General features: G+C 56.2%; 12 protein-coding genes and 1 riboswitch. Of the genes, 6 read left to right on the top strand and 6 right to left on the bottom strand.

What is annotated here, in order from left to right; translation table 11 throughout:
- The first annotated feature begins 44 nt into the window (after positions 1-44).
- Complete coding sequence (locus G516_RS22940) at positions 45-1,073, top strand: flagellar protein MotY (RefSeq protein ID WP_169449553.1); 1,029 nt, start codon at positions 45-47, stop codon at positions 1,071-1,073.
- Positions 1,074-1,167: 94 nt separating this feature from the next.
- On the opposite strand, the gene ribB is transcribed toward G516_RS22940, so the two are convergent.
- From ribB to G516_RS0116165, 3 genes are all read right to left on the bottom strand, one after another.
- Positions 1,168-1,908 (bottom strand): 3,4-dihydroxy-2-butanone-4-phosphate synthase, encoded by a 741-nt coding sequence (gene ribB, locus G516_RS0116175; protein WP_084645119.1) that lies wholly within the window; start codon positions 1,906-1,908, stop codon positions 1,168-1,170.
- A gap of 131 nt (positions 1,909-2,039) precedes the next feature.
- Positions 2,040-2,222: riboswitch (FMN riboswitch) on the bottom strand.
- Between the two features lie 130 nt (positions 2,223-2,352).
- Complete coding sequence (gene pbpC / locus G516_RS0116170; RefSeq protein WP_051219514.1) at positions 2,353-4,731, bottom strand: penicillin-binding protein 1C; 2,379 nt, start codon at positions 4,729-4,731, stop codon at positions 2,353-2,355.
- A 197-nt stretch (positions 4,732-4,928) separates the two neighbouring features.
- On the bottom strand, positions 4,929-10,010 hold the full coding sequence (locus tag G516_RS0116165) for an alpha-2-macroglobulin family protein (RefSeq protein ID WP_028294520.1): 5,082 nt from the start codon (positions 10,008-10,010) through the stop codon (positions 4,929-4,931).
- Positions 10,011-10,390: 380 nt separating this feature from the next.
- Here G516_RS0116165 and G516_RS0116160 point away from each other — a divergent pair, with 380 nt between their 5' ends.
- Together G516_RS0116160 and G516_RS0116155 are read left to right on the top strand one after the other, a co-directional pair.
- Entirely contained in the window at positions 10,391-11,608 is a 1,218-nt protein-coding gene (locus tag G516_RS0116160) for an argininosuccinate synthase (RefSeq protein ID WP_028294519.1), read from the top strand.
- Positions 11,609-11,919: 311 nt separating this feature from the next.
- Complete coding sequence (locus G516_RS0116155) at positions 11,920-12,138, top strand: RNA-binding S4 domain-containing protein (RefSeq protein WP_028294518.1); 219 nt, start codon at positions 11,920-11,922, stop codon at positions 12,136-12,138.
- Between the two features lie 189 nt (positions 12,139-12,327).
- Here G516_RS0116155 and G516_RS0116150 read toward each other — a convergent pair whose 3' ends face one another.
- From G516_RS0116150 to G516_RS22935, 3 genes are read right to left on the bottom strand one after another with little or no spacing between them, the layout of a single operon-like run.
- Positions 12,328-12,666, bottom strand: coding sequence for an AzlD domain-containing protein (locus G516_RS0116150; RefSeq protein WP_028294517.1), 339 nt, complete (start codon positions 12,664-12,666; stop codon positions 12,328-12,330).
- A complete protein-coding gene (locus G516_RS0116145; protein ID WP_028294516.1) occupies positions 12,663-13,406 on the bottom strand; it encodes an AzlC family ABC transporter permease in 744 nt (247 codons plus the stop codon). The genes G516_RS0116150 and G516_RS0116145 overlap by 4 nt, the downstream gene beginning before the upstream one ends.
- Positions 13,403-13,957, bottom strand: a complete 555-nt coding sequence (locus G516_RS22935; protein WP_051219513.1) for a helix-turn-helix domain-containing protein — start codon at positions 13,955-13,957, stop codon at positions 13,403-13,405. The genes G516_RS0116145 and G516_RS22935 overlap by 4 nt, the downstream gene beginning before the upstream one ends.
- A gap of 191 nt (positions 13,958-14,148) precedes the next feature.
- Here G516_RS22935 and G516_RS0116135 point away from each other — a divergent pair, with 191 nt between their 5' ends.
- The 3 genes from G516_RS0116135 (at position 14,149) to G516_RS0116125 (ending at position 16,089) form a co-directional block, all read left to right on the top strand.
- Positions 14,149-14,553, top strand: coding sequence for a UPF0158 family protein (locus G516_RS0116135; RefSeq protein ID WP_028294515.1), 405 nt, complete (start codon positions 14,149-14,151; stop codon positions 14,551-14,553).
- A gap of 117 nt (positions 14,554-14,670) precedes the next feature.
- Positions 14,671-15,135 carry a GNAT family N-acetyltransferase gene (locus G516_RS0116130; protein WP_028294514.1) on the top strand — a complete coding sequence of 155 codons (465 nt, stop codon included), beginning with the start codon at positions 14,671-14,673 and terminating at the stop codon, positions 15,133-15,135.
- Positions 15,136-15,303: 168 nt separating this feature from the next.
- Positions 15,304-16,089, top strand: a complete 786-nt coding sequence (locus tag G516_RS0116125; protein WP_028294513.1) for a bestrophin-like domain — start codon at positions 15,304-15,306, stop codon at positions 16,087-16,089.
- Positions 16,090-16,097: the final 8 nt, after the last annotated feature.

Below are 16,097 nucleotides of genomic sequence, written 5' to 3'. Positions count from 1 at the left end.
AGCCATCCATGTTTTTGCCGTCAGGCACAGGTTGCAATGATTCCATGATTCGCCCAACGCGCCATTCTTCTGCCAATGGCCGTACCGATGCCAGCGCCTCGCGTCGTGCATCTAAAACGGCCCTGAAGACTCGACCTGCCAAGCGCTGGTTGAGGCTTCTGTGCATGGCTGGATTGTGTGGTTCGGCATTCTGGAGCAGTGCCGGACAAACGCCGCGGCCCTTGGAATATGGGCTCAAGATCGATAACACCAGCTGGATGGTGTATGGCTCTGTGTTCGAGTGCAAATTTGAACAGCCGATCCCGGGCTACGGGGCGGGCATTTTTGTCAAAAAAGCCGGTGAAGACATCAGTTTTCATCTGACCAGCACCAAAAACATCATGGACTACAGCAAGGCTCAGGTGGCGCTGTTACCACCACCGTGGCGTCCGTCGGAGCGCACCGAGAATCTCGGGTCGGCGGACATTCGCCGCGAAGGCCCACTGCTGGCGCTGGATTCCCGCCGCAGTAACGTGTTTATGCACGGCTTGCTGGAAGGCAAGCGGCCGACCATCAGCCATCACACGTACTACGACGACAACCGTTACGTGCGGGTGTATCTATCGAGCGTTACCTTTCAGGACTTTTACCCGATCTTTATGGATTGCGTGGCCCAGCTGCTGCCAATGAACTTTGATCAGGTGTCGCGCCGCAAGGTGTTCTTCAAAAGTGGTGAAGACAAAATCGACGCGGCGGATGTGAAAGTGCTGGATCAGATTATTTATTACGTCAAACACGATCCCAGAGTGAAAGCCATTTATCTGGATGGCCACTCGGACAGTGTCGGCCGCCGCTACGACAACCGGCAAATGTCCAAACGTCGGGTGGAAGATGTACAGCAGTACATGCTTGATGAAGACGTTGATCCGGCCATGATCACCACCCGTTTTCATGGCGACCGTTATCCGGTGGCCAGTAACGGCAGTGCCAACGGTCGGGCGCAAAACCGCCGTGTGACCATTCGCCTGGAAATGGACGAAGACATGCCGATACCGGATGACTTGCTGTTTATTTCCACTGGGCCATTGCGTTAACGGCCGCTCAAGTTTCTTAAATCCGCACCCCGTAAAACTTAAACCCGCAGAATACAGGATGGGCACAAGTGGCCATTCTGTATTCTGCAATGGGTTACTCCATCGTTTCTGCTTCTGCCTGTTGGGCAGTTGATTCCTGCAAGGTGCGGTACAGCACGATGTCTTCAATGGTCAGCACCGGCATATTGCGGGCCTTGCCAAAAGCGATGATTTCCGGCGTTTTGGCCATGGTACCGTCTTCGTTGGTGACTTCGCACAACACACCGGCAGGGCTCAGACCTGCCAGCTTCATCAGGTCGATGGTGCCTTCGGTGTGGCCACGACGTTCCAGTACGCCACCGGCGCGGGCGCGCAGCGGGAAAACGTGCCCCGGGCGGGCCAGGTCGTCGGCCACAGCGTCTGGCGCACACGCCGTTTTGATGGTGGTGACCCGGTCGGCGGCAGAAACTCCGGTGGTGACGCCGCGCTTGGCTTCAATGGATACCGTAAACGCTGTTTGGTTAGCGCTTTCGTTGTTGGTCACCATCGGTGCCAGCTGCAGTTTTTCGGCGGTGTCGTGTGGCAAGCACAGGCACACAATGCCGCTGCATTCCCGAATCATCAGCGCCATCTGGGCGTTGGTCAGGTGGTCTACCGAGTAGATCAGGTCGCCTTCGTTTTCGCGGTCTTCGTCATCCAATACCAGTACGCCTTCGCCTTTGCGGAGGGCAGCCAGTGCCTGTTCAACACGTTGGACAGGGGTGCCGAATTCGTTCAGCAGTGAGTGTTCGCTGGTAGGGGCCAGTGTGCCGTTCAAGGCATTTTCAACAACGGAATTTGAGCTGTTCTGATTCATGGTAATACTCCAGAAGAAATCATGAATCAGGGCTGATACGGGAGGGCCAGGCGCAAGGGAGCCGCGTCCGGCAAACAACAGACGGCCGACTACCAGCCGTTAGACGGCAGAGCAGACGGTTTTTGAGTGTCGCTTATCCTCTTTCATCCGGACTATGACCGTCGGCTCTGGCATTTGACCAGATCTGCTTGACCCTTTAACCGGCTGTTGACGGCCGATTAAAGGCGCTCGTGGGCTTGTTGCTATCAGGACTGTGTTGTCTTGATGGGCAACCTACCACCGGTGGGGAATTTCACCCCGCCCTGAGAATAAAACGGCTGTTTGAAAACAACCGCAGTCGAAGCATAGAAAAAACCGTTTGGCGCGGTCAAGCCTCTGCGGTGGAACAAGCTGGTTCACGGCGTCACTCGCGCAGAGCCATGCAGGATGAAATAGATATCCGCTTCAATCCCACCAGAAGCTGACCCAGTCACTGTTGCCCTGATCGTCTACCAGCATCAGCTGTTGTTTGCCCGGTCGTTGCAGTTGGATGTTCAGGGTTTGCTCGGCCCCCGTGCTGGCGACAAATTGGCCGTTCAGAAACCAGTGTCGAGCACCTAATCCACCTTGGCTGCCCAAGGTCATTTCGGGCGAGCGTTGAGCATTGACCGCCAACAGGTGACTGTCGGGTTCTGCGCCGATGATTTGCAGCGGCTGTTCTATGGCGACCTGGGATTTGCAGTCGTCGGCCAGCGCTGGAATCTGGTTCTGGTAGCGGTGTTTGCGGTTTACCCAGGGCTCCAGCATCAGTGGCCACAGCGCCAGTTTGACACTGCTGGCGCGGGGGCCGCCACAGCCCGGCTGAATCAGCTTGCCGTCGGCGTTCAGGCTCACGATCATTGGGTTCTGGGTGTAGGGGCGATGGGCGTCGGGCAGGGTAGGCGGTACCTGACCACGAACAATCCAACCTTGTCGGGTTTGATGGCAGGAGGCTTGGTCGGTCTCGCTTTGACGTCGTCCTAGTGGCCAGCAGACGGTGGCTTGTTCAACGTCGGCGGGTGCCGCAGGCCAGCCGGGTTGTCGGTCGACCATGCGGAAAACCTGTTCCAGCAGTGGCAATGCCGTTACGCCGCCAAAGTACCCCGGTGATGGGGTGCCATCCGGTCGGCCAAGCCAGACGCCAATGGTGTACTTTTCAGAAACACCGATGGCCCAGGCGTCACGAAAGCCATAACTGGTGCCGGTTTTCCAGCCGAACGGGCGATTCACGGCGACGTCGATGCTGCGGGTTCGAGAGGGCAGCGGGTTGTGTATCAGCTCGGCGGTAACCCAGGCGGCTTCAGGGGACAGCAGCCAATGGCTGGCCGGAGTCTGAGCTGATGTTTGTGTTTGGTGTTGGTGTTTAAGTCGCTGCTGAGACGGTAGCAGGTATTGAATGGGTTGGGTTTGCCCCTGATTCATCAAGCCGTGATAGAGCATCACCAGATCTTCCAGACGCACACCGCCACCGCCCAGTGCCAACGACAGGTTGGCTTTGCCGTCACCGGGAATACGGTAATTGGCACCTGCGTTACGAATGGCGGTGTGAAACACCTGGCTACCCAGTTGTTCCAACACTTGCACCGCTGGCAGATTCAATGACTGATGCAGCGCCTGACGCGGGGTGACTGGGCCAAAGAAGCCGTTGGAAAAGTTACCGGGTTGGTAATCTTCTCTCAGCCTTGGTACATCGCTGAGCAGGCTGGCTCCGTGAATGATGCCACGGTCCAGTGCCAGGCCGTAGATAAACGGCTTCATGGTTGAGCCGGGAGAGCGGACGGCGGTCACCATATCCACATGCCCCCAACGTGCCGCATTGCCAAAATCGGCGGTGCCAGCGTAGGCCGCTACCTGATTGGTGCTGTTTTCCAACACCAGCACGGCTCCGGAATGATGGTCTGGCAGTGGCTGAACATAGCGCTTCAGCAGGTCGGCCACTTCCATTTGCACGTCGAGGTCGAGGCTGGTTTGAATAACCGCCTGCTGGGGCTGTTGCTGCACCAAACGTCTGGCCAGCAATGGCGCGTGCTGAGGGACGCCGGGCTTGAGTGCCAGCACCGGCTCCATCAAGGCCAGTTCGGCTTCCTGAGCGGTAATTATGCCGTTACCTGACAGCCGTTTTATGACCTTGTCGCGGGCGGCCTTGGCCCGCTGCGGGTGACGGTCGGGGCGTAAGCGTGAGGGTGCCTGAGGCAATACGGCCAGTAATGCGGATTCTGCCAACGACAGCTCAGCTGCGGATTTATCGAGGTAGGTTTGCGCCGCCGCTTCGACCCCTTCAATCACGCCGCCCATTGGCGCGTAGTTCAGATACAAGTCGAGAATCTGTGACTTGCTCAAATGCCATTCCAGCTGCAGGGCGCGGGCCATTTGTCGGGCTTTGCCCGCCAGTGTGCGCGGGTGTGGATAAAGAATTCGGGCCACTTGCATGGTGATGGTGGAACCACCGGAAACCACACAGTCGCAGCGCCAGTTTTGCCAGGCCGCGCGCATCAGCGCCAGTGGATTAACCCCCGGATGATAGTAGAACCACTGGTCTTCGTAACTCAGCAAGGCCTGTTGATAACGCTGGTCTACCTGGGCGTGGCTGGTGGGATAGCGCCACACGCCTTGTTGATCGGGGAAAGCACGCAGCATGCGGCCGTAGCGGTCGGTCACGACTTGTGCGAAGTCCTGGGCAAGGTCTTGCAGGTTGTTTGGTTGTCGTTGTGAGTTGGCTTGATTGGCACTGTCCATTACGGCCTGTACCCGTGGCCCGACCGGATAACAGCGGTCGAGAACCCACAGGCTGACCATGATCGCCATGAGGCCAATACACGCCGTCTTTACCCACAGTCTGCGCCACAGAATGCGGCATACATGGGCGACTCTGCGGCCAGAGCGTTGACCCAGATGCCTGCCGATGGCAGTCAAACGACTATTGGCTAACGTGTGTATCGCGGTCGGGATGGCACGTTTCAGTGCCTCCAGCCGATTGCGCCAGCGACGGCGCTTGAGCCGGCTCAAGGCTCAATCACCATCGTTTGGGTGCTGATGCCGATGGCACGGGCTTCCGGGTCGTACATGTCTTCCAGCAGTGGTCCCGGAATACGGTACTGCCCCGGCGTGACGGCACGGGCAACGTAGTACAGGCGGGCGCGGTCCCGGCCGTTGTCGTAGCGGCTGCCAGTGGCCAGTGCGGCAACAAAGCGGTCATCGCGGAATTCCCGGTGCAGCAATGGGCTGTCGGCTTTCCATTCACTGATCGGCGTGCTGTCGATCACTACCTTGTCTATTGCACCGGCCGAACCGTTGGCCAGGTTTTCATTTTCCAGCTCCAATCCTGCCGGGAGCAGGTCCACGGCCATCAGGTCCGGGCGGTATTTCTTGCTGCTTACTTGCAGCTCTACCAATACCCGATCTCCGGTTTTCAGCGTCAGCTGGTCATTGTCGAACGCCAGTGGTGTGCCGTCTGGTTTGAAATAACGACGCTGGATGGTAACGCCGCCCTGATTCACCGGAGCGTTATTTTGCAGGTAGCCCTGCACCATAAACTCGGCACTGACTGACTCTTCACCGGTATTGGTGACGGCTGGCAACCAACCCAGCTGTTGGCTGTTAAGTGGCATTCGTTGCTGCCTGCTGCCACTCAGAATATCCGGCTGGTAGGCACCAGAGTCGATTACGGCTTGTGGCAGTTGTTGCATGGTCATGCTGACTTGCCATGGCGTCCCGTTCTGATCCTGCTGGTTGGAGGCTTGCAGCAGTTGGATACGTTCCTGAGTGCTTAACCAACGGCGATTGCGCAGGTCGGCCTCCAGTTCAAACAGCAGGTCGTCCCGCCATGCGGTCGCGGTTTTCGCCTGCCCCAACAGATTAACGATGGCGGCCTTGTCGCGCAGCGGTGAACCGTAGTCGCCAAGGTAGCGTTGGCTGCGTTGGTGTTGCTGGGCGGTTTGCAGCAGCTCATCGGCTTTGCGTTGATCCCCCATCAAACGCGCGGCTTCGGCCAGTTGCACCAGTGACAACGGCGTTGCGGAATCCGGCGCACCGGACGCCAGTTTGCGAATATCTGCCAGAGTGACCTGACGATGGCGCGCTAACACATAGGCTGAGTAGCTGCGGTAAGCGAAGCGGTAGCTGTCGCGGTCGTCGCTCCAGCGTTCACGATTGTCGGCACGGCCACGAACGTATTTCTGCATCCGCTGAATCGCACGTTCCAACACGTAGTTGTTGATGGGATAGCCTTGCTCGCGGGCATCGGTGAGGAAGTCGGCGGCGTAGGCGGTCAGCCAGTGCTGTTCGTAGTCATCCGACAACGACCACAGCGTAAAGCCACCGTTAGACAGCTGGCGTTTGTAGATTCGGTTAAGGCCGTCTGTCAGCGCCTGTTCACGCTTGAACTGGCGATTGCGGCGCTGGTTAAGGTCATCGATTTGCTGTTGCGGCACAAACAACCAGGGCCAGCTGCTGGATACCGATTGCTCCAGACAGCCATACGGATAATGCAGCAGTTCGTCGAGCTGGTGGGCCGGGTTGAGGTTCACACGGCTGTCCAGAATCAGCTCGCCCTTGAGGCCGGCGGGTGCCAATTGGGCAAATTCGTCGGCATCCATGGTCAGGCTCTCGCCAGCACTCAAACGGTCGCGGTAACGCTGGGTCACTGCTGCCAGCGTTGGCCGACTGACCAGTTGCCAATGACGATCCACCGGGTAGTCGTCGATGCCATCGACCGTAACGTGGAAGTCGATATGGCCTAGTGAGCCCTTGGCTGGCAACGTCGCAGTAAACGGCAGAGTAACCGTGGTTTTCTGTTGCTGTGCCAGCTCGATGGTGCGGTTAACGGCGTCAAACTCTACTGGGCCAGAGGCCTTGGCTTGCAGCGTCAGCGTGGCGGTCTTTCCGCTCAGGTTGGTCAGGTCGAGGGCAATATGGGATTGGTCATTGATGCCCGCAAAACGTGGCAGCGACATCTGGGTAACCAGTGGTGCTGCAATGGTGACTTCGGCATCGGCATGGCCAACCCGCTGGCTGTCGAACGCGACGGCCATCAGTCGTACCCGGCCGTTGAAGTCGGGCAGCGCCAATGGAATCGAGGCTTTGCCGTTAACCACGTTTACGCGGCCGGAGTACAGCGACACAATTTGCACCTGTGAACGGGCCATATCACCACCGCGCGCCATGGCGGCGTCACCACCAAATTTGAGGGTGGCGGGTTTGCTGTTATTGAAGTCGATCAGCTGGTGGTACAGGTCGTATTGGTCGGCCTGATAACGACGCGGAGCAAAAAAGAAATCGAATGGCTGCGGGGTTTCAAAGCCGGATACCGACAACACGCCCACATCGACGGCTGCGAGGGTAACCCAGGCGGAAGACACCGCTTTGCCACTGCTGTCTGTGACCGCCAGATCGACATTCACGGTGCGGTTTGGCAGCCACTTTTCCGGGGCATTCAAATTGATTTCCAGAGTGCGGTCAGTTCGATCCAGTGGCAGGTGAATCAGGCCCACCGCCCGGGTTGGGGTGATGCGCTGCTGGTTGTCTGATGGTTGCAGATACAACACGCTGGCGTAGAGGTTGTGCTGGGTCCAGCGTGGGTCAATGGGAATGTCGACCGTACCACCGGTTTTCGGCAAGCTGACCCGTTTGAAGAATTTCAGGTCGTCGCCTTCAACCATCACCAGCGCGTCGTAACTGGCTTGTGGCAGTTGCTCGATGGCGGCCGGTGGCGTGATGTTCAGCACCGCGACGTCGTTGCTGCGGTAGCCTTTTTTATCCCATGCCAGAGTCACTTGTTGTGGCTGGGCAGAATCGGATTCAGACCCGGAGCGCCACCAGTAGGATCGGTCGCCAGCCTTGAAGGGCACCATGGCTTGCAGGCCGGTGTCCGGGTCGGTAAGCAGCAACTGGTATTCGCCCCAGCCCACCGGCACTTGCAGTCGCAGTGGCGCTTTGCTGTTGAGGTCGACGGTCATCGACAGCTCTTTCACCGACTGCTCTTCGCGTTCGTCGTACCAGCCCCGGGAGCTGCTGTAGCGCCAGTGATATCGCGGCGTGACGTTCATCAGGCTGACGTTGACAGAGGTGCGGTCGAACAGCTGTTCGGTTCCGTCGGTCAGGACGATATCGAAATCGGCCAAACCGTCTTGTGGGGCATGGTCTGTGAAAGCCGGTTTGATGCCCAGCAGCTGATTGCCTGGCAGCCAGACTTCTTTGGTGCGGCGAATGACCGGACGGCCACCGGATTCAAACAGGCTACCCGTCAGTTCGACGGCCATGGGAATGGTCGCTTGTGGCCACTGGTTTTCGACGCTGACGGTAGCCTTGCCTTGTTCATCCATCGCCAGCTCTTGTTGGCTGTGGCTATTCCATTGGCGCTGGTTGGTGTTACCAAACCAGTAGTCTTTCCAGCCTTCAAACGGGTGCGGTTCCGGCCGTACGGCAACGCTGACGTCGAGGCGATTTCCGGCCGCCGGAGCGCCGTACAAATATTCCCCCAACACTGGAATTTTCAGGTCGTCTGCTCCGGTGTGACGGTTGCTTGCTTCGGCTGTACCGGAGGTTGGCCCAGCGGGTCGCCAGCTTAACTTCATGCGCTCAGGCATAAAGTCTTCCACTTTAAAGCGATAGGTCGCGGTTGAGCGGTCGGGCAGGTCGACTTCGACTCGCCAGGTGCCGGTCATGGCGCCATCGGCAATGGCGTATTGCCACTCGTAATAGCCGTCAGCCTGCGGTTTCAGGCTGATTTCAGTGGCCTTCTGGGCGTCCGGGCGAATGATGTCGGCGCGCAATGGCACAGCTTTGACCGGCTGACCATCGTCGCCACGCAGCAGTGCGGAAAATTGGGCGGTTTCGCCGCCGCGGTACAGATCTCTTGGGGCATAGATAAACAGGTTCTGCACCCGGTATGGACGCTGGCTGTAATGAAACGCCGACAGGTCCAGCGCGGTGGTGTTCAGTGGCAGGATGCTGACGGATTCGTCTGTACGAACAATCAGAATGTCTTGTGAATTCAGGCGACTGCGAAGGTGAAAGCGACCTTCCTTGTCGGTGCTGCCAATGTCTGTACGACTGCCGTTACCTGTCATGCGTTCGATGCGGGCACCGGCGACGGCTTTGGTCGTTGCCAGGCTTTGTACAAACAGCTCGGCCCCGTGATCGTATTGGCGCAAATGCAGGCCCAGATCGGTAACGGTAAACCAGGTTGTAGGGTGCTCGTATTCGAAGTTGGCGGGCTGATCCATGACGGCCACGTACATGCCCGGCAGCTGCAATTCCTTGATGTGGTTGATTGGCAGATTGACCTGACGGCGGCGGTTGTCATCGCTGGTTAATTCAAAGCGGCCCTCGTACGCCAGTTCGGCGTGTTTGCTGACGGTTTGCAGGTAGTAGTTGCTGGAACGGGTGCCATTGCCAAGCAGGTCGAGTACCGAAGCAATTTGATTGTCGTTAACCCGCATAAAGGTGACGTTGGCTTCTTTGATGTTGCGAGTAATGACCGGCAAGCCCTGTTCACTGCCCGGTACCAGCACATGGCCGTCACTGGCGAACGACAGTACCGGTGGAGCGGCGGCGGTCGTCACGGTATCGGCATACGACTGGCCCAGTTGTTTGCCAGATGCTGCCATCAGGCCGGGGCTGACATTAATTTTATAAGTAGTTTCCGGAACTGCACCGGTCATAAATAGTGACTTGCCGTCCTCGGAAAACAGCCAGCCAATACCGCCACTGGCGCGTTGATTGTTCACTCGGATGAAATCGGTCAGGTCGCGGCTGCGATCCAGCGGCGCTGAAAAGCGGATTTCCACCGTGCTACCGCCATCGAAGGTGGCTTCCCGAATAGCACCGATGGTCAGCTCAATATTGGCGTAGCGGTCGGCGTCATCCAGTGGAGCTATCTGGCTGCTGCTTTCGCCATTGGTTTCCGGGCTGTCGTTGTGAGTAGCCGGTTCGCTGTTGGTGGATTCCGTTGTGGACGCCTGGACGGACTGAGCACTGGACGCTTCAGCGTTGTTCGACGTTGTCGGTGCTGACGCTTCCTCGCCACAACCGCTGAGGGCCAACAATAAGGAAACAGTAACAAGTAGCTGTGGGAAGCCTGGCATTGTCGCCCTCCTGGCGTACCTGAGATGCTTCGTCGAATAACCGCCGAAGCCACAAAGAAGAATTTGAAGGGCGACGATTATAGCGACTGAAATAAATTCGGCCGGAAGTGCTGCATGTTTTTGGTTGATATTTGCATTAAAAATAACTGGTCAAATCACAACCTTTGGTAGGTGTTGTGTGGGATATAATTCGATCATTTATGCCGCAATCCGAATTTAATTCGTCAAAATCTGGCTAAATGATCAATTCATTTAATAGTCATGGCTGGATAAAAGGGCAGCATCTCGTTAGAATGCTGCCCTTTTTCTTAGGCCGTTCCCGTCTGGTGCGGCGCCTGTTGGTGGTTTCTTCCACAGGCAGAATTCATCTGGAGAATTTCATGTCAGACATCAAAAAAGTGGTGCTGGCCTATTCTGGCGGTCTGGACACGTCCGTAATCGCCAAGTGGCTGCAAACCGAATACAACTGCGAAGTGGTAACTTTCACTGCCGACCTGGGTCAGGGTGAAGAAGTTGAACCTGCACGCGCCAAGGCTGAAGCCCTGGGCATCAAGGAAATCTACATTGATGACCTGCGTGAAGAATTCGCTCGTGATTTCGTATTCCCGATGTTCCGCGCCAACACCATCTACGAAGGTGAGTACCTGCTGGGTACCTCTATCGCGCGTCCACTGATCTCCAAGCGTCTGATCGAAATCGCCAACGAAACCGGTGCCGATGCCATTGCTCACGGTGCGACTGGTAAAGGTAACGACCAGGTTCGTTTCGAACTGGGTGCCTACGCGCTGAAGCCAGGCGTAAAAGTGATCGCGCCATGGCGTGAGTGGGATCTGAACTCCCGCGAAAAACTGATGGCCTACTGTGATGAGCACAACATCCACGTAGAGAAGAAGAAAGGCAAGAAGTCTCCATACTCCATGGATGCCAACCTGCTGCACATCTCCTACGAAGGCGACCTGATCGAAGATCCATGGGCAGAGCCAGAAGAAGACATGTGGCTGTGGTCTGTTTCTCCAGAGAATGCTCCGGACGAAGCAACCTACATCACTTTGAGCTTCAAAAACGGTGACGCGTACGCCATCGACGGTGTTGAGAAGTCTCCAGCCACCATCATGGAAGAGCTGAACAAGCTGGCGGGCGCCAACGGTATCGGTCGTACCGACATCGTTGAAAACCGTTACGTGGGTATGAAAGCTCGCGGCTGCTACGAAACCCCAGCGGGTACCGTACTGCTGAAAGCACACCGTGCGATTGAGTCCATCACTCTGGACCGCGAAGCGGCTCACCTGAAAGACTCCCTGATGCCTAAGTACGCCGAGTTGATCTACAACGGCTACTGGTGGTCTCCAGAGCGTCAGATGCTGCAAGCGGCCATCGACGAAACCCAGAAAGTGGTTAACGGCGACGTACGTCTGAAACTGTACAAAGGCAACGTGATCGTTGTTGGCCGTCAGTCAGAAGACAGCCTGTTCGACGAGGCCATCGCGACCTTCGAAGACGATGCTGGCGCATACGACCAAAAAGATGCAGAAGGCTTCATCAAGCTGAACGCCCTGCGTCTGCGTACCGCTGCCAAGAAAGGCCGTGGCATGCTGTGATAACAGTGTCAGACGTCTGAAGTCAGAGGTCTGACGCCTCGTTCCCACGCTCTGCGTGGTAATGAATCTGTCTGATAGATGAAAACGGGAGCTATCTTTGCTCCCGTTTTTTATGCCTGCCGTTTAACAGCTAACCACAAAACAGCCGCGCGGGTTCCCGCATTTAGCTGCTATCATCCCGCTTATTCAGGGCAGCCCGACTTCTTCTGAGGGCCAAACCTCTGCTATTCGCCACGTCTATTCACCACGAGTATTCGTCACGAGTATTCGTCACGACATTGCGCTGCCACCAATTTTCTAATGGATACCCCATGCAAGACATCATCATCACCCGCGAGCCGGTTGAACTGTTCAAAATCCTCAAATTCGAAAATATTGCCTCCAGTGGTGGTGAAGCCAAGCTGATGATCGAAAACGGCGAAGTGCTGTTGAACGGCGAGCTGGAAACCCAGAAGCGCAAGAAAATCCTCAACGGCGACGTCATCGAAATCTTCGGCGAGCAATACAAGATCGTATTGGCCGGGGAATAATGATATTCGCTATCCCCGTAGGTCAGATAAAAACGCGAAGCGGGTGCCATCTGACGTGTTTCTGACCGCTCCCTTGTCGGATGGCGCAAGCTTATCCGACCTACAGTAATAACCCCTGTAGGAGCAGGCTTGCCTGCGATGGTTGGCTATTGCGCAAGGTGGGCAATTCAATTCGGCCAACGGATGGGGCTAGCGAAATACCACTTCGACCAGCCCAAACACCAACACGCCAACAAACGTGGGCACCCCCATGGAACGGGTTTTGCGCCACACCAACAAGGTGGCGATGATGCCCACCGCACTGGCGATCCACGCCAACGGCGTCGGGTGTGCAGGCACCAGCGAAGTGCCAAACATGGCGGCAATCATTGCAGGCCCCATCACCGTCAGCCAGTCGGGCGTATCGGCCATCATGCCTTCGTTGTGGCTGCGCGCCTGTTTGCGCTGCATCCACACATACGGCACCACACGAATCAGGTAAGTGCCGACGGCAATGCTCACCAGCGTTAGCCAAATCTCTGTACTCATGGTTTTGCCTCCGTCGGCTGAGCATCGTCTGATGGCAGGCGAGGCTTCATCGCGTGGAACACCAGGGCGCCAGCGATGGCGGCCAGCGGAATGGCCACATTCGGATAGCCCAGCAACTTCACCACCAATGCCAGCACCGCGGCGCAGGCCAAAGCCGCAGTCCATACGAGGTTGGTACAGCGTGGGGCAACCAGCACCAAAAACAGCGCGGGCAGGGCAAACGGCAGCACGTCGTTAATTAACGGCCAGCGCTGGGTCAACTCGTCGCCGGCGATAGCACCAATCGCAGTGCCGGCAATCCAGCTGAACCAGGCCAGCAGCGCCGCACTGGTGTACCAGGCCATACGATCTTGCGGCGCAAGCTTCGGCAAAATGGTCAGCGACAGCGCGAAAATCTGGTCGGTTAAACAATGCATCAACGGAATCCAGCGTTTGTCGGTGCCCAGATACGCTGTGATATTCGGTGCGTACAGCACATGGCGGGCGTTGATCAGCAAGGTCATGATCACCACCAACCATAAAGGCGAACCGGAGGCGACCATTGCCACAAACAAAAACTGCGACGCGCCAGCGTAAATAAATACCGAGATTAAAATGGTTTCCAGTACGCCAAAGCCGGACTGAATGGAAATCAAACCAAACGAAATCGCGATGGGGATATATGCGCCCAACAGGGGCAGTGCGTCTTTCAGCCCTTGCTTCCAGGCGGAACCCGGCGGCGTTGCTTCGGATATGTTCATTCGCTATCGCTCGTTAGAGGGGCCGGTTGCCGCTCGTTTTTCGGGTAGGTGACCACCACCATCATGGTCGCCCACAGTTCGTCGGTCTGGTATTTGTGCGGCCGCGAGGCGTCAAAAGTGTAGGTGTCGCCCGCGCGCAGGGTTTGTAATTCGCCGGTGTTGCCCGCATTCACCTCGCCGCTGACCATGGTCACGGACTCCACCGTACCGGCAAAGTGGGGTTCAGACTCCCGCACACTGTGAGGTGCACAATACATCCAATACACATCCACCCGCGGGTTATCCGTGCCCTGATCAATCAATCGCACCTGAACGCCGTTTTCTCCCCAGGCCATGTCGGCCCTTGCGATCAAATCGCTGAACGGCACATTCAGCTGCATCGCCAGCCGCCAGATGGTTTCAATGGTGGGGTTGCCTTCCCCTTGTTCGATGCGCGACAAGTTGGACTTGGCGATACCGGCATTAGCAGCCAGCTGCGACAGCGATAAGCCTTGAGCCAACCGCAGTGATTGCAGGTTTTGGCCAAGTGTGGCGAAGTTGGGTTTTTCCATTGAATGGCCTTTCGGGAAGCGATTTGCTCGGTTAGCTTTGGGTCAGCAGTGTGTTCTATAAAAAGAACGTTCTATATATCGAACGTTTTATCCGGGGTTGAGCAGGAAGTCAACCGCTGCTTTTCTGTATGCCGCAGGCGGCTTATCATCGAGCTCGGTTTGAAAGACGCCCATGGATAAACAGGGACAACATGAAAGTAAATCTGGAAGAACTGGAATACGCGATTGATTTGGTATCGGCTGATCCTTCTGGAGAAGCGAAAGGCTATGTGGATACCAATACTGGTGCGGTCTACTACATTTGCGATGGCATAGATACCGAAGTGCCGGATGATCTGGGCAGTGACCGCTACCTTGAAGTGCCACATAAGGAGGACTTTGATTTGGGCACGTCCCTGGTGTTCCGCTTTGTACGAGCAGAACTGCCGGACGAGTTCGACCGTATCAGTGGCTTCTTTTCCAAAAAAGGTGCTTATTCAAAGTTCAATGCGCATCTGGACAACATCGGGGCACTGGAACGCTGGCACCAATATGTAGATCAGGAAACCCGCGAAGCGATTAAAGAGTGGTGTGACGATAACTCGCTGAGTTACTGAGCTATCACCTCATAGGTGACCACTGTTATGTACAGGAAGTACTCACTGGCACCGTGCGGTTAGAGCGCATAAGCGTTTCTATTTTCTGCGCTGAATGGTGACATTCAAGGATGATGTATGACGATTAGAACTGCTGCCGCCAGTGATGCCGAAGCCCTTTCAGAATTGGTTGGCTCGTTGGCGCATTTTTATCTTCAAGAGCCGGTTGACCCTGAGGGCTCACAAAGACCACTGCCCGAGTGGTTTGCCGAAACCATAACCGTTACGGCGTTCGAAGTACGTATCAGCGACCCGGATTATCTCAATCTGGTGAACGAACAAGCGGGCAAGATTGTTGGCTATATTTCGGTTAAACAAAGATCCCATCTCTATCACTTGTTCGTTGCCGAGTATGCTCATGGCCAAGGTATTGCTCGCTTGCTTTGGAATTCCGTGCTGGAGCGTCAACCACTGGTTAGCCAGTACTCACTGCGTTCGTCGTTGTTTGCAGTGCCCGTATACCAAAAGCTCGGCTTTCAGATAAACGGTGAAGCGGGAATGAAAGATGGCATTGGCTTTCAGCCTATGGTTTTCGGCCGATGACTCTTAATCGGCGGTCTCTTAATCTGAAAACCGTGAACCTGGAGACTCCCAACCTGAAAAATACGCTGGCAAATTGATCACACTTGCCGTAAAAGCGGGTTTATAAAGTGCCCCGCTTGCATCTGTTTTCTCTTCTCTCTTCTCCAATCCTTTTTATCGGACTCATCCATGCCATCTACCGAACTGCTCTACAGTGTTAGCAGCGTCACCATTGCTGTGGTGTTGTTTGTCGCCATCGTGGTGTTTAACGAATTGGGCTTCCGCGCCGGGCGCTTTGTTCAGGCCAATACCGACGATGAAGTGAAAGCCATGACGGGCTCCATTCAAGGCAGTATTTTGGGCCTGCTGGCGCTGCTGCTGGGCTTTACTTTCAGCATGTCGATGCAGCGTTTTGATGCTCGCAGCATGGCGGTAATCGACGAAGCCAACGCCATTGGTACCACCATGTTGCGGGTAAAACTGCTACCGGATGAATACCGCCAACAGGCGTCCGATTTGCTGCATCAATACGTTGTGCTGCGCGCGGAAGTGGGGGTGATTGACCTCACTCACGAAGCCGAACGCGCGGCCTATAACGAGCGTTCGGTTGCAGTGCAAAACCAGCTGTGGGACATCGTCACCAAAGCCACCGACGCCGACCCTCGTCCGGTAACCACCGGCGCGTTCTTGAACTCGCTGAACGACATGATCGATGCCCAGGGCAAGCGCAACGCCATATTGCAGCAGCACGTGCCTGAAACCATCCTGTTGTTGTTGTTCTTTGTATTCGTCGTTAACGGCGCCATGATGGGGTACTCATCAGGCCTCAGCGGCAAACGCATGACCGTGCCGATTGTGCTGGTATCGCTGCTGATTACCCTGATTGTATTCACCATTATCGACCTCGACCGGCCCAAGCGCGGCCTGATTCAGGTAGACCAGAGTGTGATGCAAAGCCTGGAATCAGCAACCTGATCGAGCAA

Source organism: Oceanobacter kriegii DSM 6294 (assembly GCF_000422845.1).
Taxonomy (GTDB): Bacteria; Pseudomonadota; Gammaproteobacteria; order Pseudomonadales; family Oceanobacteraceae; genus Oceanobacter; species Oceanobacter kriegii.
This window is presented reverse-complemented; position numbering and strand designations above follow the sequence as displayed.

What these genes read in the sequence shown, in the direction of transcription:
- G516_RS22940 (WP_169449553.1), top strand. Translation starts at nt 45, where the DNA reads ATGATTCGCCCAACGCGCCATTCTTCTGCCAATGGCCGTACCGATGCC.
- ribB (WP_084645119.1), bottom strand. Translation starts at nt 1,908, where the DNA reads ATGAATCAGAACAGCTCAAATTCCGTTGTTGAAAATGCCTTGAACGGC.
- pbpC (WP_051219514.1), bottom strand. Translation starts at nt 4,731, where the DNA reads ATGGCGATCATGGTCAGCCTGTGGGTTCTCGACCGCTGTTATCCGGTC.
- G516_RS0116165 (WP_028294520.1), bottom strand. Translation starts at nt 10,010, where the DNA reads ATGCCAGGCTTCCCACAGCTACTTGTTACTGTTTCCTTATTGTTGGCC.
- G516_RS0116160 (WP_028294519.1), top strand. Translation starts at nt 10,391, where the DNA reads ATGTCAGACATCAAAAAAGTGGTGCTGGCCTATTCTGGCGGTCTGGAC.
- G516_RS0116155 (WP_028294518.1), top strand. Translation starts at nt 11,920, where the DNA reads ATGCAAGACATCATCATCACCCGCGAGCCGGTTGAACTGTTCAAAATC.
- G516_RS0116150 (WP_028294517.1), bottom strand. Translation starts at nt 12,666, where the DNA reads ATGAGTACAGAGATTTGGCTAACGCTGGTGAGCATTGCCGTCGGCACT.
- G516_RS0116145 (WP_028294516.1), bottom strand. Translation starts at nt 13,406, where the DNA reads ATGAACATATCCGAAGCAACGCCGCCGGGTTCCGCCTGGAAGCAAGGG.
- G516_RS22935 (WP_051219513.1), bottom strand. Translation starts at nt 13,957, where the DNA reads ATGGAAAAACCCAACTTCGCCACACTTGGCCAAAACCTGCAATCACTG.
- G516_RS0116135 (WP_028294515.1), top strand. Translation starts at nt 14,149, where the DNA reads ATGAAAGTAAATCTGGAAGAACTGGAATACGCGATTGATTTGGTATCG.
- G516_RS0116130 (WP_028294514.1), top strand. Translation starts at nt 14,671, where the DNA reads ATGACGATTAGAACTGCTGCCGCCAGTGATGCCGAAGCCCTTTCAGAA.
- G516_RS0116125 (WP_028294513.1), top strand. Translation starts at nt 15,304, where the DNA reads ATGCCATCTACCGAACTGCTCTACAGTGTTAGCAGCGTCACCATTGCT.